This is a genomic window from Bifidobacterium callitrichos (genome assembly GCF_008698085.1).
GTDB lineage: Bacteria > Actinomycetota > Actinomycetes > Actinomycetales > Bifidobacteriaceae > Bifidobacterium > Bifidobacterium callitrichos.
The window spans coordinates 619,084-643,932 of the sequence record NZ_RZJP01000002.1; the positions used below are offsets into that span (position 1 = coordinate 619,084).

Sequence of the window (24,849 nt, forward strand, 5' to 3'; positions counted from 1 at the left end):
TCTATAATCTGAGCAGCGCCTGAGGAGAAGAGGGACGAGGGCCGGAAGCGGGAAGTCGAGAGAGAACCATGAATGTTGTCGAGCTGATATTGTGCATTATCGCGGCCGTCGTGCTGTCGTCGTTCCTCAGCCGATTCATCCCGAAGGTCTCGACGCCGCTGGTGCAGATCGCGCTCGGCGCGGCCGCCACGCAGCTGCCGTTCTTCCCCGACGTCACCCTCAACCCGGAACTGTTCATGGTGCTGTTCATCGCGCCGCTGCTGTATCTGGAAGCCCACGAGATCGACAAGTCGGCACTGCTCAAATCGTTGAAACTGAGCCTCTCGCTCGCCATAGGACTGGCGATCGCGACGATGGTGGCGGTCGGATTCGCCCTGAACGCGATCTGGCCGGTCATCCCGCTGGCTGCGGCGCTCGCGCTCGGCGCGGCCCTCGGCCCCACCGACGCGGTCGCGGTCTCCTCGCTCGGCAAGGAGGCGTCGCTCACGCTGCGCCAACGCGGCGTGCTCAAGGGCGAATCGCTGTTCAACGACGCGTCCGGCATCGTCGGCTTCCAGTTCGCGATCGCGGCGGCCGTCACCGGCGAATTCGCCGTCGGTCAGGCCGCGACCGAATTCATCGTCTCGTTCATCGGCGGCGCGCTGTTCGGCACGGCGGTGGGACTTGCCGCGAACTGGCTGTTCGAAACCGTCCGATCGCTCGGCTGGGAGACCACCACCACGCGCATCCTCATGGAGCTGTTCCTGCCGTTTCTGCTGTACCTGGGCGCCGAGGAGTTCCACGTCTCCGGCATCCTGTCGGTCGTCGCGGCCGGACTTCTGGTGCGATTCGACCGCACCGGCGTCGGCCCGAACGTGTCACGCACGAACATCGTCGCCTCCAGCGTGTGGGGCGTGCTGTCGTTCACGTTGAACGGCGCCGTGTTCATCCTTCTCGGCATGCTGCTGCCCGGCGCGATGCACGCCAGCTGGGTCGACCCGTGGGTCAGCAACAACATGCTGTTCGGCGTGATCGCACTGGTCACGGGCGTATCGGTCGCGCTGCGATTCATCTGGGTGGCCGGCATGCTGCGCATCGCCCGCGACGCGAACACCGGCAAGCGTCGTCCGATGACCGCCGACCGTTGGCGATCGGCCGCGGTCATGACCTTCGGCGGCGCCAAGGGCACCATCACCCTGTCCCTGATGTTCACGATCCCCTACTACATCGACGCGGGCACGCCGTTCCCGATGCGCGACGAACTGATCTTCATCGCCTCCGGCGTGATCATCAGCACGCTGCTGCTGGCGAACTTCCTGCTGCCGCTGCTCGCGCCGTATCACGCGAAGGACGACGGCGGCGAATTGGAGGAGATCACGATCGAGGTGCTGCGGCGCACGGTCGAAGAGTTGACCGGGCGCATCACGCCGGAGAACCGACGCGCCGTGCTCATGGTCATCGACTCGTACACGAAGCGCATCAGCCGGCTCAAGCATCGCATCGGCGCGCTCGACCCGGCGGGCTACGGGGAGCTGCAGATCCGGGCGCTCAACTGGGAGAAGGAGTTCGTGCGCGACCGTCTCGCCGACGCGAAATCGCATCCGGACGCGGACAAGGCCGCGCAGGAGCTCAACGTCGAGGCGTGCGAGCGCATGCTCGACCAGATCATGAACTCGCTGCGTCACGCCACCGCAGGGCCGGAGGCCGGCGGACTCGCCTGGCAGATCAGCGGGCGCATGCGCGGGTGGAGGCATCGCACGATGAACCTCATCAAACGCACGATCAACCGCATCCGGCGCACCACGCCGCTCGTAAGCGAGGACCAGATCTTCGCGCACATGCGCACTTTGCAGGTCGAGGCCATCGAGCATGTGATCGCGATGCTCGAGGAGGAGATGACCTACGACCGGTACAACACGGAGTTCTGCTCGGCCCTGATCCTCGACTACCGTCGAGCGGAGGGCTCGCTCAAGGCCCGCCCGAACGTGCAGGGCAGTGCGGCGGCCGTCGGCAGGGCCGAGGAGGTCAAGAAGGAGAGCTACGGCATCGAGCTCGGCGTCGTGCAGGACATGCTCGAGGCCGGCGACATCTCCCGCAGCCAGGCCAGAGCCCTGCGCCGCAACATCTATGTCATGCAGGTCGATGCCGATTCCGGCATCTGACCTGCATCACTGAGCCGTTAAGCAGACAGTCCGGTGGAGTGTCTGTAGGCGAGGCCACATGTCGGTCTCGCCGGCTACGGCGAGTCCGTTTCGTCGATGCCGATTCCGGCATCTGACCTGGCATTTAGTTTCCTGGCGCGGCAAACACACGGGGTGATGGCAAGGAAAGTCGGTTGTCCTACGATCGGTAACGGAAAAACGTGGTGAACGGAACAGCCCCCAGACCCAACCAGATCCCAAGGAGATATGCAATGTCGCGCATCGAGCAATTCCACGGCGTCGCCGCCGACGGCACGCGCCTCAACGTCGTCTACGCCGAGCAGCAGGACGCGAACGTCGCGTTCGCGCTGGTGCTCCCGAACGACGACCTGCCCCGCTTCGTTCACTGGGGGCGTCCGATCGCGCACCCCGAGACCCTGATCGCCCAGTACGACGCCCTGAAGCCGCAGCGCGTCTCCGGTGCCCTTGATGAGACCGCATGGCCGTCGATCCTGCCCACGCAGGCCGAATCGTGGATCGGCGCGCCCCGATTCTCCGTGCGCCGCGACGGCGTCGAACTGTTCTGCCGCTTCACCGTCGAATCGGTGACGGCCGATGCACCGACCGTTACGGTCGAGGCCCACGACCTCGAACAGGGCGTCGGCATCATCTGGACGTGCGAACTCGACGAATCCGGCCTGATCCGCCAGAAGCTCGACGTGTCCAACGAAGGAGGCGAGGCCGCCGGCGACCTCGAGATCGGCACGGTCGAACTCGGCTTCCCGCTTCCCGCGCTCGCCGGCGAAATCCTCACCACCACCGGCCACCACCTGCGCGAGCGCAGCCCGCAGCGCCAGCCGCTCACCGTCGGCCGTTTCGAAAAGGTCTCGATGGCCGGACGCCCCGACTTCGACGCGAGCCTCCTGCTCACCGCCGGCACCCCCGGATTCGGATTCGAACACGGCGAGGCATACGCGGTCCACGTCGGATGGAGCGGCAACAGCGTACTGTCCGCCGAACGCCAGCCATACACGACCGGTCTGATCGGCGGCGGCGAAGTGCTCATGGGCGGCGAGATCACCCTGCCGCGCTTCGACAAGACAAATGCCGCCACCGACACCGCCACCTACACCACCCCGTGGGTCCACGGCTCCTACGGCGACGGCCTCAACGAGATCGCCGCGCGATTCCACGCCTACCTGCGCCATGTGCACCACGACGCCCGCCGAGCGCTCGGCATCACCGACAAGCCGCGCCCGGTGATCCTCAACACGTGGGAGGCCGTCTACTTCCAGCACGACTTCGACACCCTGAAGGCGCTCGCCGACAAGGCCGCCGCGACCGGCGTCGAACGCTTCGTCGTCGACGACGGCTGGTTCGGATCCCGCCGCGATGACACCTCCGGACTCGGCGACTGGAGCATCGCCAAGGAGGTGTGGCCCGACGGCGACAAGAGCCTCAAGGCGCTCGCCGACTACGTGCATGACAAAGGCATGGAGTTCGGCCTGTGGTTCGAGCCGGAGATGGTCAACCCCGATTCCGACATGTTCCGCGCCCACCCCGACTGGGTGCTGAAGCCCACCGCGAATCGTCTGCCGATGCAGGGCCGCTCCCAGCAGGTCGTCGACCTGACCAATCCGGACGCGTACGCCTATCTGTACGACGCGATGGACGCGCTGGTGGAGTCGCTTGGCATCGACTACATCAAGTGGGATCACAACAAGCTCGTCACCGAAGCCATCTCCCCGCGTACTGGCCGCCCGGCCGTGCACGAGCAGACGCTCGCCGTCTACCGCATCTTCCGTGATTTGAAGGCCGCACATCCCGGTCTCGAGATCGAAAGCTGCTCCTCCGGCGGCGGCCGCGTGGATCTCGGCATCCTCGAGCTCGCCGATCGCATCTGGGTGTCCGACTGCGTCGACCCGGTCGAGCGCGCCGACATCCAGCGCTACACGTCGCTGCTCGTGCCGCCGTTCATGATGGGCGAGCACGTGGGCGCCTCCCCGGCGCATTCCACGCATCGCGCGACCAGCCAGGAGATGCGCATGGCGATGGCGTTCTTCGGGCACATGGGCATCGAATGGAACCTGCTCAAGGAGCCGGAGGCGGACGTCGCGAAACTCGCCGAATGGGTCGCCGAGTTCAAGAAGCATCGCGAATGGTTCGCCGTCGACACGTGCGTGCACGCCGACGCGGTCGATCCGGCCGTGCGACTCGACGGCATGATCAAGCCCGACCGTTCCGCCGCGTTCTACCGCTTCACCCAGCTGACCACCGGCCAGACCTACCCGGCCGCGCCGATCCGCGTACCCGGCCTCGATCCGGACGGCGTCTACCGCATCCAGCCGCTGTGGCTTGACCTCGATCTCGAGGGCCTCGGCCTCGGCAACGGCCAGTCTCCGCTCGGCTGGTGGACGAAGGACGGCGTGCTCATGACCGGCCGCGCCCTCGAGACCTACGGTCTGCGCCCGCCGAGCCTGCATCCTGCTCAGAGTGTGTTGTTTACTGTCATTCGACAGTGAACAACACACTCTGAGCAGGATGCCTTCGCGATTGCCTGTGGTGCAATCGCTCACTTCGCCTATGGGGAGTCCACTGGACTCCCCATTTAACGGCTCAGCCTGCTCAGGCTGTGCTGTTCACCGCCATTCGACAGTGACCTCACTGCTGGTCAGGAGTTCGTCATCACATTGACTACCCCTCAGACCCGCTTCGCGGGCCAGCTCCCCTGACAAGGGGAGCCGAGGGAAGGGGAGTGACTTACTCCAGATACCGCGCGATCACCTGAGATGCGGCGGCTTTGGCCCACAGCTGCCAGTCGTGGTCCACGACGGTGAACTCCACCGGCGAGGCCTGACTGTGCCGGTAGCGGTTGATGCCGTCGCGGATCGGGTCGATCGCCATCTTCGCGAGGAACGCCGATTCGCCGGCGATCATCACCTTCGACGGCATCGCGATGTTCGCGACCGTCGCAATCAGCGATCCCAGTCGGAAGCATGTCCTGTCGAGCAGTCGCGAGGCCTGCGGCAGACCGGCCTGCGCGTCGCGTGCGAAATCGTCGAACGTGCACGCGCGGCCCATCATCTGCGAGTACTGGTCGGCGAGCGAATCGTCGGTCAGGCACTGCGCGCAGCCGATGTGACCGGCCGTGCAGCGCGGTCCCTCCGGGTCGACGAGCACGTGTCCGAGCAGGCCGTAGCTCTTGTCCGGATTGGAGACGGGCCGGCCGCGCATCGCCAGCGAATAGCCGACGCCGATGCCGATCGTCAGCACCGCGAACGCCTCGAGCCCCACGCCCGGGCCGAACCAGCTCGCGTCCACCAGCAGCGAGTCGATGTCGTTGTACACGCCGCACGGCAGGTTCGTCGCGCGCGTCACCATTGCGGCCAGCGGCACGTCGTGATCCCAGCGTAGGAACGGTGCGAACGTGACGGTCCGATCGTCGTCCGCCACGTGTCCGCCGATCGCCACGCCGACCGCGATCGGGGCGGGCAGCGCCGAACCCGTCACGTCGACCACGCACTCGTTCACGAGTCGCGCGATCGTCGCCGTGACCGATTCGGGCGACCGGTCCGGGAACGCTGCCTCATGCCGTCCGGATACGACCTCGCCGTGCGCGTTGACCGCCGCCGCGACCGCGGACGTACCGTTCGCCTTCACGCCGACGAACGTGCGCGCGTTCGCGCACAGCACCAGCGCGGTCTGCGGGCGACCGCGCCGGTCCGAGCTCTCCTTCGGCGTGAACCCCTGCGGCAGCGGGCCGCGCGCGACCGAATCGCCCGGCAGCTCTTCGATGACGCCCGCGTAGATCAGGTCGCTGGTGATGCGCGACAGCGCGCCCTGCGACAGGCCCAGCAGCTGCGCCAGCGTCGTGCGCGCGATCGGCCCGTACTTCGCGATCGCGCACGCCACGCGATGCATGTACTCCGATCCCTCGAACCAGTGCGGGAGGGCAGGCAGTTCGTCGGGCGATCCATCGTCCGTCAGGATTTCGGATCTCTCGTTGCCGTTCACGCGTTCCGTTGAACTTCTCATCGTGCCTCCCATGGCCGCATCGTCCCGCATTGTCTCGCACCTGTCGCACCCGCATTCGCCGGCGAATACATACGAATTCCATTCCTAGAATACATAATTCGCGCCTCTTAAGTTTCCACCGTTGCGAGGCTCGCTCACGCTTGGAATGAAAACGGCTGCCCCGTATCGTGGAAACATGTTCCGCGGCACCGATGCTGCGGAAAGGAGAAAGCTAAGGAGTCTACGAATGCAGTGCGATTCCCCCAAGTCATGGATGAAACGGGTCGCGGCAGCCGTCTGCGCGATCGCGGTCGGCGTCGGACTGGCCGGCTGCGGCGCGAACACCGCCGGCACCGTCACGCTTGATTTCTTCCAGTTCAAGGCCGAGGCCGCCGATTGGTTCAAGCAGGCCGCAGCCGAGTTCGAGAAGGAAAACCCGACCATCAGGATCAACATCAACAACTCCGCCAACGCGCAGACCGACCTGCGCACCCGATTCGTCAAGAACCGCGTGCCGGACGTCATCACGTTCAACGGCGACATCAGCTTCGGCAACTTCGCCGCATCCGGCGTCTTCTACGACTTCACCGACGAGCCGATCGTCGATGAGCTCAACCCCGGCATGGTCGAGATCGCGAAGAACCTCGTGCAGACCACCGACCAGTCGAAGAAGCGTCTGTACGGTCTGCCGTTCGCCGGCAACGCGTCCGGATACATCTACAACAAGGAGATCTGGCGCAAGGCCGGCGTCGACCCGGAGAACCCGCCGAAGACGTGGAGCGAGTTCACCGCGATGCTCAAGAAGTTCCGCGATCAGGGCATCAACCCGGTCGAGGCGACGGTCGCCGACGCGTGGACCACGCAGGCGCCGCTCGCATCCCTCGCCGGCACGCTCGTGCCCGAGACCGAGTACACGAAGCTCAAGACCGGCGAGACCAACTTCCATGACATGTGGAAGGACACCGTGAGCAAGGAGGTGGAGCTCTTCACGTACGCCGACGGCGACAAGGGCATCACCTACCAGCAGGGCACGCAGAACTTCGCCAAGGGCTCCGCCGCGATCATCCCGCTCGGCACGTACGCCATCCCGCAGATCCTCATGATCAACAAGGACGCGGACTTGGGCTTCGCGCAGATGCCCGCCTCCGATGACGCGGACGAGCAGATCCTCACCGCCGGCGACGACGTGATGCTCACGATGGGCGCCAACACCAAGCACAAGGCCGAGGCGATGAAGTTCATCGAGTTCCTCATGAGCGAGAAGACCCTCAACGACTACGCCGACGCGAACTCCGCGATCACCCCGCTGAAGGACACGCACTTCGGCAACAAGGCGCTCGAGACCGTGCGCCCGTTCTTCGAGAAGAACAAGGTGGCCGACTTCTGCGATCACTACATCCCGTCCTCGATCAACATCGGCGGCTACCTGCAGACGATGGTGACCAGCGGCAACACCGATCGCTTCCTCGACCAGATGCAGACCGAATGGGACAAGGTCCAGTCGAGGACCTTCACGAACTAAACAGACGGAAAGGAAGGAGCATCATGACGACATCATCATCCGCGGCCTCCGCCAAGGCGACGAAGCCCGCCGCGCGCGCCGCGAGGAAGCGCGTCTCCGCATTCTCCGACCGCAAGGTCGACCGTGCCTTCTACTGGATGGCAGTACCGGCCGCGATCATCTTCGCGATCTTCCTGTACGTGCCGTTCCTGCAGGGCGTGATGTACTCGTTCACCAACTCGCAGGGCTACGGCGACTACGACTTCATCGGCATCAAGAACTACATCGCCCTGTTCCAGGACGACCGTGTGGGCCACGCCTACCTGTTCACGTTCCTGATCGCCATCGCGATCACCGTGCTCATCAACGTGATCGCGATGTTCATCGCCGTCGCGCTGAACGGCAAGATCGCGTTCAAGAACGGATTCCGCGCGATCTTCTTCGTGCCTTACACCCTGTCCGTGCTGGTCATCGGCTACGTGTTCAAGTACATCTTCATGAACCCGCTGCCCGAACTCGGCAAGGCGCTCGGCATCGACTGGCTGTCCCAGTCGCTCATCACCAGCGAGCAGTACTCGTGGGTGCCGATCGTGTTCCTCGCCGTGTGGCAGGGCGTCGCCTACTCGGTGCTGCTCTACCTCGCGGGCCTGCAGACCATCGACGACGAGATCTACGAGGCCGCCGCGCTCGACGGCGTCAACGCGTGGCAGAAGTTCTGGAAGATCACGTTCCCGCTCATCGGACCGTTCTTCACGATCAACCTCGTGCTCTCCATGAAGAACGCGCTCGGCACGTTCGACCAGGTCGTCGCCCTGACCGACGGCGGTCCGAACTCCGCCACGGAAACCGTGACCTACCTCATCTGGAAGGGCGGCCTGACCGGCGGCGAGTACGCGTACCAGACCGCCAATGCCGTGCTCTTCTTCATCGTCCTCGCGATCATCGCGTTCATCCAGCTCAAGTTCTTCGGCAGCAAGGAAAAGGTGTGAGTGCCATGAGTGCCGCAATGTCAGTGCAAACCAAGAATCCGCAGTCCCGGCCCGGCGATCCGGCCGGCAAGTCCACGAGCAAGTCCACGGGCAAGCCCGAGAAGTTCCGCAGGGACCACAACATCAACTGGTGGCTCACCGCCGCCGTCGCGGTCCTGTCCCTGACGATCCTGATCCCCCTGTACTTCACGATCGTCACCGCGTTGAAGACGCCCGCCGAAGCCGGCACGTTCGCCCTGCCGACCACGTGGGAGTGGCACAACTTCGCCGACGCATCCGCCAAGGTCAACTATCCGAAGGCCGCGCTCAACTCGGCGATCATCACCGTCGCCGCCGTGGTGCTGACCCTGCTGACCAACACGTTCGTCGCGTACGCGGTGGCCCGCAACATGGACAAGCGGTTCTTCCGCTTCCTGTACTACTTCTTCATCGCCGCGATGTTCGTGCCGTTCCCGGTCGTCATGCTGCCGATCGCCAAGCAGATGGGATCGTGGCATCTCGACAACCAGGTCGGTCTGATCCTGCTGTACATGGTGCTGGGCCTCGGCACGAACCTGTTCATCGCCACCGGATTCATCCGTTCGATCCCGGTCTCGCTCGAGGAGGCCGCGCGCATCGACGGCGCGTCGACCTGGCGCATCTTCTGGCAGATCATCTTCCCGCTGATGAGCCCGATCAACGCGACCATCGCGATCCTGACCGCGCTGTGGGCGTGGAACGACTTCCTCCTGCCGCTCATTGTCCTGACCGACCAGTCGAACCAGACGATCCCGCTCGCCCAGTACGTCTTCAGCTCCCAGTTCGCCACCAACTACCCGATGGCCTTCTCCAGCTACCTGATGGCCATGGCCCCGATCCTCATCGTCTACGTCTTCGCCCAGAAGTGGGTCATCGGCGGCGTAATGAGAGGAGCGGTCAAGTAAAGGAAAGCCCGGTGGGCTTTCCGTTGACCGCTCCGAGCGGGCGGCAGTCCGCGAGGCAGGTTGAGCCTCGCCGCAAGGCGAGTCCTTAATTGCAGGACGCCGTGAAGTAAAGCCACTGAATCGGTTCGTCCGCCGCCCTAGGCGAGAGGTCTCCGTCACCGTATGACGCCAGCCTCTCGCTGATACGGCCCTCTGCAAGCCATCCCCATCCCTCCCTGACAGAAACCTCTCGCTGATGCGGCCTTCTGCGGGCTATCTCCGTCCCCTCCTACCGGGAACCTCTCGCTGGCATAGCCCTCTGTGAGCCGCTCCCACCCATTCCTGACAGAAACCTCTCGCTGGCATAGCCCCCTGCGAGCCATCTCCGTCCCCTCCTATCAGAAACCTCTCGCTGGCCACGGCTCAGCGAGAGGTTTCTGCTATTCATGCCCCGGTTTCTCTCGCGCAACCCCCTCTCCGCGAGAGATGCGCGACACGAATAGGCGATTCCCTCTCGCTAAGGCTCCGCAAGTGAGAGGTTTCTGCTAAGTGTGGCCCGTTTTCTCACGCCGAGACATCCGTCACCCGTCTACTCGTCGTCGGAGTCGTCGTCGGAGCGTGGAGTGGCCATATCGCTGGACCCGAAGCGTGGGCTGTCGGTGGATTCGCGTCGTACCAATTGCGGTGGGAACGCGACGCGTGCAGGCATCCAGTGCTGTCCATCGTTCTCCTCGCCGAGCAGACGCATGGTCTCCTTGGCAAGGAGTCTGTACGGAGGGCGTAGCGAGGTCAGCGTTGGAGAGATGGCATTGGCGATGGGGGAATCGCCCGAACCTATGACAATGACGTCATGGGGGACGCTGATGCCCAGCTGGAACAATGCCATCAGCACTCCGACGGCGATCTCGTCGGACGCGCATACAACGGCATCGGGCTTGCTGCCCTTGCCCTCGAACAGCTCCATGGCTTCCCGATATCCGCGTTCGGCGGTGCATTCCCCGAACGTCGTCCAGTCAGGATCGCTCATGAGGTTCATCGCCGAGAGCGTTATCTGGAACGTAGTGAACAGGTCCGCCGATTCGGATGAATCGATGTTGCCGCTCAGATATGCGATCGACGTCGCGTTGTGGTCGGCGAGATGATGCATGGTCAGGTTCATCGATGCGTTCTCATCCACTCCGACCCAGTTGACTCGGAACGATGAGGAACGACCTGAAACCTGAACGATGGGGATGCTCCCCGCATGTGCGTCGAGGAAAGCCGGATCGACGTCCCTAGGCGGAATGAGAATAAGTCCGTCGATTCGCCGCATCAGCATTGCCGACACTCGTTCCTCTTGGGTGTTCAGGTCATCTCCGATGCCGATGAGCAGTTGCTTATTGTCTCCGTTTGCTATCGGGTCCAGTTCGGCGAGCATGCGTGAGGCCATCGGAGAGGATGGATCCGGCATGACGAGGCCGATGGTGTTGGTGGTGTCGCTGCGCAGCGCGCTGGCTGCGGAATTGGCGGAGTAGTTCAGTTTCTCCGCGGCGTCTCTCACCCTTCGCGCGATGTCGTCGTCCTTGGTGCGCTGTCCGGAAAGGACGCGGGATACCGTCGCCTTGGATACGCGGGCCAGAGCGGCGACGTTGGTGATGGAACTCGTCGAGCTCATATGCGCCACCTCAGCAATCGAAAGGAACATTCAAGAGGCGTGATGCTGCGAACCCCTTGGAAGACATGCGGCTCAATGATACACGAGACGGGTCTTCGCCGAGTGCGTCGAATGTGCGGAACGGGTCGGGGTGACTCTGCGGCATGTGTTCCCGTGCGTTCGTCGATTCGGGCTGGTTCCGATTTGTGCGCGACGCGACACGCCGTTGCGCCGAATTCGTGTGATTGCCGTGTTTCGGCTTCAGTGCTTGCATTGTGGCACTATATCACGTAGATACTGTTTCTAGAAATCGGTTTCCGTTGAAATTCCGGTATTTCATGATGTATAGTTTCTTCTGTCAGAAACAAGGTTCCGGCGATGATGTAGGGAACCTGAGATCCCACCAAGCGGGTGGGGGAGCCACCAAGGAGGGCATATGGCAAACGACATCAACGGATTCCTTCCTGATTCCGCGTTTCTGCTGGATGTTCCGGCGGACGATTGGAAGGCCGCGATCCGGCTGGCCGGTGATGGTCTGGTCGCCGCCGGTTTCACCACTGATGCATACACGGACCAGATGATCGAGACCGTCGAGAAGATGGGACCCTATATCGTGATCGCACCGGGACTGGCTTTGGCCCATTCCCGTCCATCGGATGCGGTGCTCAAGACAGGTCTGAGCTGGGTGCGACTCAGTACGCCTGTCGAATTCGGCAGCAAGTCCAACGATCCCGTGTCATTGGTGATCGGTCTGGCGGGGCACGACGAGAACGAGCATATCGGAGTCATGTCGGCCATCGCGGGAGCCCTGATCGATCCGAAGAAGACCGTCGATCTGACGCATGCGGACACGCCGGGTGAGATCCGCGCGATCCTTCAGCGATGAAGGACCTCCTCCAACTATCACAACCAATCGTTATCGACATTCACTAATCCATAACCAACATCAATCCATAACCAACATCAATCAACGAAAGAGGAATCATCATGAACATTCTGTGCGTATGCGGCAACGGCATCGGCACCTCCGTGCTGCTGAAGGTCAACGTCGAGTCGGTCGCTGCCGATCTGGGCATTGATGTGAACGTCACCACCTCCGATGCGGGCAGTGCCAAGGGAACCGCCAACATGAACGATCTGGTGCTCACCTCCGCCGAGCTGGCTCCGGAGCTGGAGGGCACCACGACGCCGGTCGAGATCATCACCAACTTCATGGACACTGGCGAGATCCGCGGCGCGCTGGAGCGCTACGCCTGACCGAATTCTACGCGTCCCCAGAGCAAGAGAACAACAGAGGATAGAAGGACAACATGAACGTTATCGTTCAGGTGCTGAATTTCATCAGCCAGGAGATCCTGAATGTGCCGGCGTATCTGATCGGTATCATCGCCGCCATCGGCCTGATCGCGCTGAAGCGCAGCATCGGCCAGATCATCTCCGGTGCGCTCAAGGCGGCAATGGGTTATCTCATTCTGGGTGCCGGCGCCAACGTGGTGACCGCCGCCCTGTCTCCCTTCGGCGATCTGGTACTGAAATCCACCGGTGCGCACGGAGTGGTGCCGACCAATGAGGTCATCACCGCGCAGGCGTCCAGCCAGTTCGGCACCGCCTCCGCATACATCATCGTGCTGAGCTTCATCGTCATGCTGCTGCTTGCCCGGTTCACCCCGCTCAAGTACATCTTCCTGACAGGCCACCACATGGTGTTCATGTCCACGATGCTGGCCGTGGTTCTCTCCGTCGGTTTCGGCGCCGAGAACCAGCTGCTCGTCATCGTGATCGGCTCCATTCTGATGGCCGTGGTCATGGTGGTGATGCCGGCGTTCACGCAGCCGTTCATGAACCGTGTGACTAACAGCGACAAGTTGTCCATCGGACACTTCAACTCGCTTGGATACATCATTTCCGGCTCGGTTGGTGCGGCCGTCGGCAAGAAGTCGAAGTCCACCGAGGACATCAACTTCCCGAAGGGGCTGAGCTTCCTGCGCGATTCCATGGTGTCCACGACCGTGCTCATGGTCATCCTGTATCTGGTCTTCTCCGTGTGGGCCGCCATCGTCCTGCCTGCCGAGACGGCATTCAAGATCTTCTCCTCCAATCCCGATAACTACGGCTCCTTCTTCATGGCCGCGTTCGCCCAGGCGCTGCAGTTCGGCATAGGCGTGAGCATTATCCTGTATGGCGTGCGCATCATCCTCGGCGAGCTGGTCCCCGCCTTCCAGGGCATCGCCAATAAGGTCGTGCCCGGTGCACGTCCGGCGCTGGACATCCCGATCGTGTTCCCGTACGGTGCCAACGCATCCCTCATCGGCTTCCTCGGTTCCTTCGTTGGCGGACTGGTTGCCCTCGCGATCATCGCCGTGTGGCTTGGGCCGGTTTGGGGCGTCGCGCTGATCCTGCCCGGCATGGTGCCCCACTTCTTCGACGGCGGTGGCGCCGGCGTGTTCGGCAACGCCACAGGTGGCCGTGCGGGCGCGATCGTCGGATCGTTCATCAACGGCATGCTCATCACCTTCCTCCCTGCCGCTCTGATGACCGTGATGGGCAGCTTCGGTCTAGCCAACTCCACCTTCGGTGACGGTGATTTCTGCTGGTATGGCACCATCGTCGGCAACCTCGCGCACTTCGGTCCGGTGGGCGGAGCGATCAGCTTGCTGATCTTCGCCGTCATACTGTTCGCCGCAGCTTGGATCTGGCAGGTGAAGGTCGTCAACTCCGGTTGGACTCCGGGCGCCAAGCACGCCGAGTTCATCCAGCAGGTGAAGGCGGAGGAGAAGGCTGCGAAGGCCGCCGCCCGCGTCTCGGACAAGGCCGCAGCCAAGGCCAAGGCCTGATGGCGTCGGTGTAGTTGGCATAGGAGACTTCCGTGAGGCCTCTCGGCCTTGATGGAGCGCTAGCTCGACGGGATGGCATGCGATTGCGTGCCATCCCGTTTTTTCTTTCCGGCTCGCCCATACGCGCGTCGTAATGGGAATGAAAAGGCATATGGCCGTATCCTGTCCGCAGAGGGAAACCCCGCAACCCGCGAAATCGCAGAACGTATCAAACCAGCTGCAAAGGAGCCAACGATGACCACCTTCAACCGCGAACCACTGCCCGACGCCATCCGCACGAACGGCGCGACCCCGAACCCGTGGTGGACGAACGCCGTCGTCTATCAGGTCTATCCGCGATCCTTCCAGGACACGAACGGCGACGGATTCGGCGATATCAAGGGCATCACCTCCCGCCTCGACTACCTCGCCGACCTCGGCGTCGACGTCATCTGGCTCAGCCCCGTCTACAAGTCCCCGCAGGATGACAACGGCTACGACATCTCCGACTATCAGGACATCGACCCGCTGTTCGGCACGCTCGACGACATGGACGAGCTCCTCGCCGAAGCGCACAAGCGCGGCCTCAAGATCGTGATGGATCTGGTCGTCAACCACACGTCCGACGAGCACGCATGGTTCGAGGCGTCGAAGCACAAGGACGATCCGCACGCCGACTGGTACTGGTGGCGTCCCGCACGCCCCGGTCACGAGCCCGGCACGCCCGGCGCCGAACCGAACCGCTGGGGCTCCTACTTCGGCGGCTCCGCATGGCAGTACGACGAAACCCGCGGCGAATACTTCCTGCACCAGTTCTCGAAGAAGCAGCCCGACCTCAACTGGGAGAACCCGGCCGTGCGCCGCGCCGTGTACGACATGATGAACTGGTGGCTCGATCGCGGCGTCGACGGATTCCGCATGGACGTCATCACCCTGATCTCCAAGCGCACCGATCCGAACGGCAAGCTTCCCGGCGAGGCCGGATCCGAACTCGACGACCTGCCCGTCGGCGAGGAGGGCTACTCCAACCCGAACCCGTTCTGCGCCGACGGCCCGCGTCAGGACGAGTTCCTCGCCGAAATGCGTCGCGAGGTGTTCGACGGTCGCGACGGTTTCATGACCGTGGGCGAGGCCCCCGGCATCACGCCCGCGCGCAATGAGCACATCACCGACCCCGCCAACGGCGAGCTCGACATGCTCTTCCTGTTCGAACACGTCGACTTCGACTGCGAAGGCGCCAAGTGGAAGCCGCTGCCCCTCGACCTGCCGAAGCTCAAGTCCATCATGTCCGGCTATCAGACCGCCGTCGCGAAGGCCGGCTGGGCGAGCCTGTTCACCGGCAACCACGACCAGCCGCGCGTCGTCTCCCGCTGGGGCGACGACTCCACCGAGGAGGCGCGCATCCGCTCCGCCAAGGCGTGGGGACTCGTGCTGCACATGCACCGCGGCACCCCGTACGTCTACCAGGGCGAGGAGCTCGGCATGACCAACGCGCACTTCACCTCCCTCGACCAGTACCGCGATCTCGAATCGCTCAACGCCTACCGCCAGCGCGTCGAGGAGGCCAAGGTGCAGAGCGCCGAATCGATGATGGCCGGCATCGCCGCGCGCGGACGCGACAACTCCCGCACTCCGATGCAGTGGGACGCCTCCCGCTACGCCGGATTCACCGCACCCGACGCGGCCGTCGAACCGTGGATCTCGGTCAACCCGAACCACACGGACATCAACGTGGCCAACGAGTTCGACGACCCCGACTCCGTGTACGCGTTCTACAAGCGACTCATCGCCCTGCGCCACACGGATCCCGTGGTCTCGGCCGGTGACTGGCGGCTCATCGACGCGTCCGATCCGCACGTCTACGCCTTCACCCGCACCCTCGCCAAGTCCGTTCCGGCCTCGACGTACCCGGTGTTCGACGACGTAGAATCGTTCCACACCAACACGCAGCCGGATCCCACCGCGCAGCCCGGCGAAGGCACGCTGCTCATCGTCGCGAACCTCTCCGGACGCACCGTCGACCTGCCGTCCGACTCCGCCGCGCTGCTCGCCGGCGGCATCACCGAACGGGACATCGTGATCAGCACGTACGGCGCGTCCCACGCTGTCGTCTCCCTCGCCAACGAGGAGCTCGACCCTTGGGAGGCCGTCGTCGTGCGCCTGTGACGCACGTCTCAGCCCGATTCCGCCCGCCCGCCTTGCACTGCGAGACGGGCGGGGCGTCTGCGGCACCCCGCCGCATAAAATAGCCGATTATGGAACAGAAAGACGTCCTCAAAGCATTGCAGCGTGACCATGCGGCCGAACTCAAGAAAGCCGCCGAGCGGCTGAAGGGGACCGCACGTCATACGGAGATCATCCCCTCGCCGACCCTGTCCGAAATGACCGGACACGAGATCCTCCTCAAGCCCGAAAACCTTCAGGTCACCGGATCCTTCAAGATCCGCGGCGCCTACAACAAGATCGCCTCCCTGTCCGAAGAGGAGCTCGCCCGCGGCATCGTCACCGCCTCCGCCGGCAACCACGCGCAGGGCGTCGCCTACGCCGCCCGCGAACGCGGCGCCAAGGCCACGATCTGCATGCCGACCATCACCCCGCCGCTCAAGGTCGACGCCACCAAGGCGTACGGCGCCGACGTCGTCCTCTACGGCGACGTCTTCGACGAATCCGCCGCCCACGCCGCCGAACTGAGCGAGAAGGAAGGCATGATCTACGTGCCGCCGTTCGACGACTACGAAGTCATCTGCGGACAGGGCACCATCGCCCTCGAAATCCTCGAAGACGTGCCCAACGTCACCGACGTGGTCGTGCCCCTCGGCGGCGGCGGACTCGGCGCCGGCGTCGCGCTCGCCATCAAGACGTTCAAGCCGGAGGTGCGCGTGATCGGCGCGATCCCGGAGGGTTCGCCCGCGTGGAAGAACTCGCTTGCGGCCGGACGCGTCGTGCCCGCCGATCAGGTCGTCACCTCCGCCGAGGGCGTCGCCGTCAAGCACCCGGGCGATCTCACCTTCGCGCTGCTCAACGAGTTCCTCGACGATCTCGTCACCGTCACCGAGCGTGACATCAACGAGATGATCCTGCTCATGCTCGAAAAGCACAAGCTGGTTGTCGAGGCCGCCGGCGCCGTCTCGCTCGCCGCGCTCGAGCACCTGAACTTGCGCTCGCGCAAGTTCGCGTCCGCGCCCGGCCCGCACGTGGTCGTACCGATCATGTCCGGCGGCAACATCGACACCGTGACGATGGGCGCGGTCATCCAGAAGGGCATGATCGCCCGCGGTCGCATCATGAACTTCGAGGTGGAGCTGCCCGATACGCCGGGTCAGCTCGTCAAGGTCGCGTCGCTGCTCGCCCGCGAACGCGCCAACGTGATCGCCCTCGACCACGATCAGTTCAAGGCATCCGGTCACTACACGAACGCGGTGTCGCTCGGCGTCACGGTTGAGACCAACGGCCCCGACCACATCGACCGCATCCTCGCCGCCCTCAAGGCCGAAGGCTTCCAGCCCAAGCGCATCTACTGAGCTGCCTGAGACAGGTTTACAGCGGTGACCGCAGAGGGGCACCATATGACGTTCTCGACACACTCAAGGCCGTTTGGCCAAGCCTACAGTCGAGAACGTCATATGGCACCCCTCAGCTCTGTTCCGACGGATGTGCGTCCACTGGTGGGCGTGCGCTTTGTATCAGCCAAGCAGCGAATAGTGGTTGCATGTGATGAGTGCTGCCGCTCGACTCGGGGCGTGAAGCTTGCCTAGGGCGCGATGGAGATGCGTATTGAGGGTGTTGCGGTTCATTCCGAGCCTGACGAGTACCTGTGCGGTGGTCATGTTGCGTGCGTAGAGGCGCAGGATCTCCTTTTCGCTGGCGTTAAGCGGTTGGATGGACGACGAATCGCTTGATTCGAGAATGGCATGCGAAGTCGCTGAATCGGCGTAGGTGTCCGGTTCGATGGGCTGCCCTGCGGCCGCCTTGCGTACGGCATCCGGTAAGAGCGTGAGAATCTGGTTTTTCGCGATAACGCCTTGCGCTCCGCATTCCGCGACTTCGGCGCGGTACTGATTTGGATCGTAAGCGGTGATGCATAGCAATCCGATCTGCGATGTCTCCTTGCGAATGCGTGCGCAGATGCTCGTGCCGGATACACCGTCGAGCATGATGTCGACGATCAGCACATCCGGTTGGCGTTCCGGTAGAGAACACTGCAGCAGCGCCTGTGAGGGATGTGAAGTGAATGCGGTGCGAAAATCGGCGAATCGTCCCAGCCAATTTGCTATGTATTGCCCTGCCAGCACGTCATTGTCCAATACCAGTACGGATATCCGATCATCGTTCGCGATCATTGCTCTGCCTCCTGTACTCATACATCGATGTGTTGATGCCGTTTATGCCTTCGATACGTGCGGTCATGGTGAGGGGAATGCGTGCGCTAATCGTCCATATGTCGTCGGTTGCACTGATGGTCAGTGTTCCGCCATCACGTTCAAGCGTTTTGCGAAAACGAGTGAGCCCTGTTCCCATTGACGAATGATGGTCGTTCAGATTGGGTGTGTTACTGGCGTCGATGCTGATGGCGTCGGCCTGGATGCCGATTGTAATGCAATAAGGGAATGCGGGGTCGGCATGCTTTTGAATATTGCCGTATAGCTCCATGAGCAGTTCGGTCGTGATGGCGGTGGTTGCAGGTGTCAATTTCAATGGCAAATGAGTTGAGGCGTCTGTCGGGAGAATCGTCATACCCTGGAATCCAAGATGATGGAGTTTATCTTCCTCTGATCTAACGATGGATTGATACTGCTCCATCGCGTCATGTACGTTTGACGTTGCGGCAATGGAGTCGCCGGCGCTGTCGGAAGCGTTGAAAAAAGTGCAAGCGCGGTCTTCCAAAGAGATATCGGCACTGTTGGAATTGTGATCTTGTTGTTCGAGAACCGCGATTACATGATGTGCCTGTCGTAATGTTGTCTCCAGAACACCGCGGAATTCAGCGTAATCCCGTTCGTGATCGGTGTCTTGGGAAACTGTGCCATCGATCATCTTCTGGTCCACTCGTAATTGCAGATACGACAGTGCATTGCAGATGTCGTTGTGTATGGTCATCGCCGTCTGTTCGCGTTCCATACGTTGGAGCAATACAGATCTGTTGATAATCTGCTGTGTTGCCCAGCGCATGATTCGTCCGGCGACGGCGAATGGCACCAGTTGAAAACAGTTGATTGTAATATTGAGTGCTAATTCGCGGATGGAAACATTGGATGCCGTTGATGGAATGAGTGGCAGGGCGGGGCTTATGTTCGCTCCAAGAACTACGGCAAGTGTTACTCCATGATTGCCTAACGCAGTCAACAGTGCGGCGAATATGCCCATCGGAAGGGAATAATATCCGATGATGGGTAGTATGAACGACGGGATGGCGGTCATGGTGGGTATCGCGGGGAAAGGCATCCATTGTTCCGTCAGATACAGCAGCAGCATGAGCCAACTTCCAGATCGAGGCCATAGTGCGAGAACAACGCAGAGGACAAGCTCGATCATTGTCATTACAACGTGTCCGTGGTATGCCATCTGCGGTTGTGTGATTGCCAGAAGCTCATTGGCCAGAACGGTCGTGGCGAACAGACCGGCTATGATAGCCACGGCCTGCCTTGCGATGGATGGAAAGGTTCGTGCAAAGGCCGTGCGAGCGAATGTCTGTATGCCGTTCAGTAGCGGCTGTATATAACGTCTGTACATTGCTTATCCTTCCCCTACGAGCATATTATACGCTGACAAATAACGATTTCATCATATGGAAAACACTGAATTGCAGCCATAAGATGCCTGAACGGAGTCGATGCGTTACACCTGCTTGATGCATGAATCATAGGCCGGTAAAATTGCAATCGCTATTCAATGAATGAATGGATGATGAAAGAGGGGATTATGAGTCGGACAATGTCGTTCATACGAAGAATCGCTGTGTGCACAATGTGCTTGTGTCTGTTATCCGTTTTCGGTGGTTGTGGTGGACAACAGGATGCGAAGCGCTCCTCGTCTGCGAAGGACTCTTGGTCGTCAACATTGCGGCAGAAAGCCGAGGAATCGGGGGTTGATCCCTATGTGGCATCAGTCTTCAAAGACGGGAAGATCTCGGATGCTGAATTGAACGATGTGTCAGAACGAATGAGCCAATGTCTTGCCAAGCAAAATATTACATTCAAGCGGAACGTCGATGGTAGTGCGAAAATGTTGAATGATTCCAGTATGGATAATGCTGTCGTTCAGCAGCATATAAGTGAGTGTGGGGATTCTACCGGGTATGACATGATTGACATGTATTATCAGGAAATTCGCTCTAATCCGCAACATCTTTCCGATGCTGAATTTCGCAAAGCAATATTTGCATGTTTGAAACGTGCTGATATCATAAACAAGAAAATGGCATATGAGGAATTCGATGACCTCTTTACCGATAATATCGGCAAGAAATCGCAGGGTGATAATTCCGAAACAGCATGGGATAAACAGTTCAAGCAGTATGAGGATGCGTCGGATCCTCGTTATACCGACTCCAATGGAGCAAAGTGGCAGGCTTGCATGACCGATCCGACCCATAATTGAACTATTCACTTATGTAAACCAGATCATAAAGGAAGTGACGATGATGCTTGACAACGGTAGGACGAAACGAATTACGTCAGTATCGATTTCCGTCATTGTCCTTATCGGATTGATTGTGGCATCGTGCGGTGTTGCTGTCGGTTTTCTGCTTACGAAAAGCATGATTCCACCTACTCTCGTATCGACAACAAGAGGTGGCAGTATTGCGCCAGCATCCAGTCGATATGATGATCCACGTGATATCTCCGTCACGATTCCATCCGGCGTGAGTCAGTCGGTTTCCTCTGTAGTGGCTGGCACCGTTACCGGCACTACCTGTGTGTCTGGCATGACCGCGCAATCCGGCACCAGTCTGTTCTCCATCAACGAGGTCGGACAACTTATGCTGCATACGGATGTTCCCATGTATCGCGCTTTCAGGTCGGGTATGCGAGGGCGCGATATCGCCGCGTTGAACACCGAACTGATTCGACTCGGGTATGCTGCTCCCAATGGTGACACGATGACGTGGGCGACGGTCGTTGCCTTCAATGGTCTTGCTCATTCGGTTGGAGCAAAGCAGCTGACTCGTGATAATGGCTGGCAGATCACGCCGTCGAGTTTCGTATGGCTCAGCCAAACCGCGGCTCCGATAGCCTCATGCGCGGCTGAGACAGGACAGAATGTGACCGAAGGCATGGAACTGATGAGTACTGGGGCATTGCCTACCAGTATGACGGTCAGTTTGCCGAAAACGCAGATTATTGCCGGTGACCGCATGATGGTTATTGGGAATAAACGATTCGACATGGCCGCAGGTACAGCAGAAATTACGAATGCGGATGAGATTAATGCAATCATGTCAAGTAATGAGTACAAGTCGGCAAAATCGCAGACTGCTTCCGGTACGGGTGTGTTGACCGGTGGCACAGGTGCCGGATCCGTATCCGGTGGAAGTTTGGATAGCGCAACCGGTGGTGTGAATGAAGCGTTGATAGTTACGTTCAAATGGGTGTTGAAGACACCGATAAACGTATGGGAGGTGCCGCCATCCGCGGTATATGATGTAGCCGGTAATCAGGGCTGCATTGCGGCGGATGGTAAACCGGTCGTGATTACCATCGTTGCATCCGAACTCGGGAAAACGATGATCGCCGGTGCATCAGATACGCTCGGACGTGTCAATATTGCGCCCAGCGGTACGCAGAAGTGCCGGTGATGACTATGGTGAGCGTCGAACTTGACAATGTCGGGCATGCATTTAATGAGCGTACACAGCTGTTCCACGGTATTTCATTGACGTTATTGCCGGAACGAGTATATGCGCTTGTCGGACCATCTGGTTCAGGCAAAAGCACGTTGCTGTCGATCATCGCTGGTTGGCAGCAACCAAGTACTGGCAAAGTGGTGCGTCACGGGATATGCAAGACCAGTTGGGTGTTCCAAAATCCGATTGGCGTGGCACGTCGAACTGCGCTTGATCATGTCGCTCTCCCGTATTTGGGCCAGGGCTATGCCGCCGCGGATGCCGAACGTTTGGCGCGTGAGCAGTTGGAACGTTTCGGGTTGGGGGATGCGGCCGACAAACGATTCGGTGAGCTTTCCGGCGGAGAGGCGCAACGACTGATGCTCGCGCGTGGCGTCGCATCAAACGCGGATCTACTGCTCGTTGATGAGCCGACTGCACAGCTTGACATGCGTACCGCTGATGCGGTCGACCAGTATCTGGGGGCGCTGTCTCGATCGGGAACGATCGTCGTCGTCGCCACGCATGATCATCGCACGCGTGACGCCGCCACCGATGTCATCGATCTAGAACGTTATCAGTAGGGCAAGTAGGGCGTGAATGACAATGAGGCATCAACATCGTGAGTGCCGTGGATATGGTGATGCTGGTCGACCATTGCGGCAAATATCGCGAGTAAAGATACGCGTTGCAGCGCGAGAAGCGCACCGTAGCATCGTCTCCGGGACCAGTCATACCTTCGCTGTTACTGTCGCTTTGGCTGTATGCATCGCGATGCTGTTTGGCATGGATCTTATGCAGATCAACCGATTGATCGATGATTCGCGACAATACGCGCAATCTGGTGCCGCCACGTACACGATCTCCCTGCAAGACGGCATTGACGGTGTGGCGTGTGAAGGGCTGTCCGGTGTCGATGGTGTGCAGGCGGTTGGGGCGATACGCCAGTCGGATCGAAAGATCGCCTTTGCAACGCTGCCATCCACCGGCATCCCCACGTACGAGGTGACGCCGGGAGCGGTCCGCGTGTTTTCTCCGACATTATCAGACGATGGAACGGACGCTGACGGTATGGGCATCATACTGTCATCCACGGTGGCGGACACGCTTGGAGCGCAGATCGGCCGGACAATCGCGATGAACCATTCCGGAGACGCTCGTGTGCGAGGAATCTACCAATACCCGGATGATGGACGCGACAGCCAGTACTCATATGCGGTACTTGAACCGGTCAACTCAGATCGGCCGTTCGATGCGTGTCTAGTACGTACATGGCCGGTTCCGAACGACATCGAAATGCTCATGTACCTGTCGGCACGTGTCACCGGCAAGGACCAGCATCCACAGATCAGCCAACTCAATTCGCGACTCGGCAGTACGCCGCCGTCGCAAACGCTGTTCAGCGAACGTCTTACCGCGTTCGCTCCATGGGTGGCGCTAGTAGTCGCTTTCATTCTTGGTCTTGTGATGATCCGCATGCGCCGACTGGAATTTGCGTCCGCGCTGCATGCGGGAGTCCCCAAGGGAATACTTATCCTGCAGGTGTTGATCGAATTGTCTGCAGCGGCAGTCGGAGCGATGCTGCTGTGCACGCCATTGATCGTATGGGTGACGTTGGCCGTCGATGCGTCGAATATGACTGCGCTATATGATTCACTGCTGCGCGTACCGGCAGCCGGTTATGCCGGTCTGCTTGTCGGGGGTCTTGTCGCTGTGCTTCTGACTCACGAACGGCAGTTGTTCACATACTTCAAAAACCGATAGTGCGCGCCGACTGATGATATGTAGCAAATGAGCCAACAGCGAGCAATAGGTAGGGGGTTCCGCCGGGCTTGGTCTTCGGCGGAACCCCCTGGAATGTGTCTGACTGGGCGTCAGCTGTTCTCGGCGATGGTTTCGTCGACGAGCTTCGGCAGGGCGACGGCGATGTCGTCGTGGATGAGGCGGGTGGCGAGGCGATCGTACTGGGTGCGGCCCATGTTCATGATCGTGATCGGAACGCCGGCCTGAGCGGCGACCGGCACGATGCTGGCGGCCGGGAACACTTCGAGCGTCGATCCGATGACCCACAGTTCGTCGGCCTTGGTCGCGAGGCTGTACGACTTCTCCATCGCGCCGTCCGGCAGCGCTTCGCCGAAGTACACGACGTCGGTCTTGATCATGCCGTTGCAGGGCATGTCGCCCTTGTACTTGAGCAGGCGATGGCAGCGCGGATCCGGCTCCTCGTCCAGCTTCGCCATGATGTCAGCGGTGTTGTATTCGGCGTGGCACTTCATGCAGTGCGATGTGCCGATCGTGCCGTGCAGGTTGACGATGATGTCCGGGTTGTTGCCGGCCTTCTCATGCAGCGCGTCGAAGTTCTGCGTGGCGAGCAGCGTGAGCATGCCCGCCTTCTCGAGCTTGACCAGTGCCTTGTGCGCGACGCCGGGTTGCGCGTTCCACACGGGCGATTCCTTCTGCCAGCGCCACGAGTATTCGCGCGCCTCCTTGTCGTTGAGGAACGCGTCGATGTCGTACACGCTCATCTGATCGGGGTGCTTGGTCCACACGCCGTCGGGGCCGCGGAAGTCGGGGATTCCGGCGGAGGTGGAGATGCCGGCGCCGGTCAGTACTGCGATTTTCTTTGTCATAGCTACAGGTATACGCGCTCTGCGTGTCGCTGCGGTGTACGCCGGAAGAAGTCGCGGCAATTCCGTTTGTTCGACTGTTCGTCACTTTCGGTTCCCTGCATGTGATGCTGGCGAGCGTATCCTTGGGTACAGGAAGTGACGCGCGGACAGATCGTCGTCAGGGCAATGCGAGGCGATGTGGTGCCGTTGCGACACGCCGATGGAACGCTGTATTTCCAAGGGTTTACGGCGCATTTTTGCATGCCGGTTTGCATGATCGCGGCGAGGCGTGTAAGTTACTCATCTGTTGCCACTCAGCACGGCGGTCTGATTCAAATCAAGAATTGTGATTCAGCTTGTTGATGTGTGTGGTGGTTTGAGAACTCAAGAGTGTGTTTGTACTACTTCTTTATAGTCAATGATTGCCAGTCCGCTGCAGGCCTGCC

Annotated in this window: 19 protein-coding genes; 14 read left to right on the forward strand and 5 right to left on the reverse strand. The window is 60.9% G+C overall.

What is annotated here, in order from left to right; translation table 11 throughout:
• Positions 1-68: 68 nt before the first annotated feature.
• Both EMB92_RS07025 and EMB92_RS07030 read left to right on the forward strand, forming a co-directional pair.
• Positions 69-2,141 (forward strand): cation:proton antiporter, encoded by a 2,073-nt coding sequence (locus tag EMB92_RS07025; RefSeq protein ID WP_150394260.1) that lies wholly within the window; start codon positions 69-71, stop codon positions 2,139-2,141.
• A gap of 251 nt (positions 2,142-2,392) precedes the next feature.
• The gene (locus tag EMB92_RS07030) at positions 2,393-4,642 is read left to right on the forward strand and encodes an alpha-galactosidase (protein WP_150394261.1); all 2,250 of its coding nucleotides are present in this window, start codon (positions 2,393-2,395) and stop codon (positions 4,640-4,642) included.
• A 238-nt stretch (positions 4,643-4,880) separates the two neighbouring features.
• Here the strand turns inward: EMB92_RS07030 and EMB92_RS07035 are convergent, their stop codons facing one another.
• Entirely contained in the window at positions 4,881-6,041 is a 1,161-nt protein-coding gene (locus EMB92_RS07035; protein WP_223847626.1) for an ROK family protein, read from the reverse strand.
• Between the two features lie 340 nt (positions 6,042-6,381).
• Here EMB92_RS07035 and EMB92_RS07040 point away from each other — a divergent pair, with 340 nt between their 5' ends.
• From EMB92_RS07040 to EMB92_RS07050, 3 genes are read left to right on the forward strand one after another with little or no spacing between them, the layout of a single operon-like run.
• Positions 6,382-7,656, forward strand: coding sequence for an ABC transporter substrate-binding protein (locus EMB92_RS07040; protein WP_150394263.1), 1,275 nt, complete (start codon positions 6,382-6,384; stop codon positions 7,654-7,656).
• Positions 7,657-7,679: 23 nt separating this feature from the next.
• Positions 7,680-8,624 carry a carbohydrate ABC transporter permease gene (locus EMB92_RS07045; RefSeq protein ID WP_150394264.1) on the forward strand — a complete coding sequence of 315 codons (945 nt, stop codon included), beginning with the start codon at positions 7,680-7,682 and terminating at the stop codon, positions 8,622-8,624.
• A 17-nt stretch (positions 8,625-8,641) separates the two neighbouring features.
• Positions 8,642-9,547, forward strand: coding sequence for a carbohydrate ABC transporter permease (locus EMB92_RS07050; RefSeq protein ID WP_150394265.1), 906 nt, complete (start codon positions 8,642-8,644; stop codon positions 9,545-9,547).
• A gap of 568 nt (positions 9,548-10,115) precedes the next feature.
• Here the strand turns inward: EMB92_RS07050 and EMB92_RS07055 are convergent.
• Entirely contained in the window at positions 10,116-11,180 is a 1,065-nt protein-coding gene (locus EMB92_RS07055) for a LacI family DNA-binding transcriptional regulator (protein ID WP_150394266.1), read from the reverse strand.
• Positions 11,181-11,595: 415 nt separating this feature from the next.
• On the opposite strand from EMB92_RS07055, the gene EMB92_RS07060 reads away from it, so the two are divergent.
• From EMB92_RS07060 to ilvA, 5 genes are all read left to right on the forward strand, one after another.
• On the forward strand, positions 11,596-12,045 hold the full coding sequence (locus tag EMB92_RS07060; protein ID WP_150394267.1) for a PTS sugar transporter subunit IIA: 450 nt from the start codon (positions 11,596-11,598) through the stop codon (positions 12,043-12,045).
• A gap of 101 nt (positions 12,046-12,146) precedes the next feature.
• Complete coding sequence (locus EMB92_RS07065) at positions 12,147-12,416, forward strand: PTS sugar transporter subunit IIB (RefSeq protein WP_150394268.1); 270 nt, start codon at positions 12,147-12,149, stop codon at positions 12,414-12,416.
• Positions 12,417-12,469: 53 nt separating this feature from the next.
• On the forward strand, positions 12,470-13,993 hold the full coding sequence (locus tag EMB92_RS07070) for a PTS ascorbate transporter subunit IIC (RefSeq protein ID WP_150394269.1): 1,524 nt from the start codon (positions 12,470-12,472) through the stop codon (positions 13,991-13,993).
• Positions 13,994-14,227: 234 nt separating this feature from the next.
• Positions 14,228-16,138 carry an alpha-glucosidase gene (locus tag EMB92_RS07075; RefSeq protein ID WP_150394270.1) on the forward strand — a complete coding sequence of 637 codons (1,911 nt, stop codon included), beginning with the start codon at positions 14,228-14,230 and terminating at the stop codon, positions 16,136-16,138.
• 89 nt (positions 16,139-16,227) lie between these two features.
• The gene (gene ilvA / locus EMB92_RS07080) at positions 16,228-17,493 is read left to right on the forward strand and encodes a threonine ammonia-lyase (RefSeq protein ID WP_150394271.1); all 1,266 of its coding nucleotides are present in this window, start codon (positions 16,228-16,230) and stop codon (positions 17,491-17,493) included.
• A 162-nt stretch (positions 17,494-17,655) separates the two neighbouring features.
• Here the strand turns inward: ilvA and EMB92_RS07085 are convergent, their stop codons facing one another.
• Positions 17,656-18,312, reverse strand: a complete 657-nt coding sequence (locus tag EMB92_RS07085; protein ID WP_190973598.1) for a response regulator transcription factor — start codon at positions 18,310-18,312, stop codon at positions 17,656-17,658.
• Positions 18,296-19,702 (reverse strand): hypothetical protein, encoded by a 1,407-nt coding sequence (locus tag EMB92_RS07090; protein WP_150394273.1) that lies wholly within the window; start codon positions 19,700-19,702, stop codon positions 18,296-18,298. The genes EMB92_RS07085 and EMB92_RS07090 overlap by 17 nt, the downstream gene beginning before the upstream one ends.
• A gap of 159 nt (positions 19,703-19,861) precedes the next feature.
• On the opposite strand from EMB92_RS07090, the gene EMB92_RS07095 reads away from it, so the two are divergent.
• From EMB92_RS07095 to EMB92_RS07110, 4 genes are all read left to right on the forward strand, one after another.
• Positions 19,862-20,569, forward strand: coding sequence for a hypothetical protein (locus EMB92_RS07095; protein ID WP_150394274.1), 708 nt, complete (start codon positions 19,862-19,864; stop codon positions 20,567-20,569).
• A gap of 40 nt (positions 20,570-20,609) precedes the next feature.
• Positions 20,610-21,767, forward strand: a complete 1,158-nt coding sequence (locus EMB92_RS07100) for a hypothetical protein (protein ID WP_150394275.1) — start codon at positions 20,610-20,612, stop codon at positions 21,765-21,767.
• Positions 21,768-21,772: 5 nt separating this feature from the next.
• Positions 21,773-22,378: an ATP-binding cassette domain-containing protein gene (locus tag EMB92_RS07105; protein ID WP_150394324.1), complete on the forward strand. Its 606-nt coding sequence runs from the start codon at positions 21,773-21,775 to the stop codon at positions 22,376-22,378.
• Between the two features lie 202 nt (positions 22,379-22,580).
• Positions 22,581-23,558, forward strand: a complete 978-nt coding sequence (locus EMB92_RS07110) for a hypothetical protein (protein ID WP_150394276.1) — start codon at positions 22,581-22,583, stop codon at positions 23,556-23,558.
• A gap of 110 nt (positions 23,559-23,668) precedes the next feature.
• Here EMB92_RS07110 and EMB92_RS07115 read toward each other — a convergent pair whose 3' ends face one another.
• A complete protein-coding gene (locus EMB92_RS07115; RefSeq protein ID WP_150394277.1) occupies positions 23,669-24,424 on the reverse strand; it encodes a Sir2 family NAD-dependent protein deacetylase in 756 nt (251 codons plus the stop codon).
• Positions 24,425-24,849: the final 425 nt, after the last annotated feature.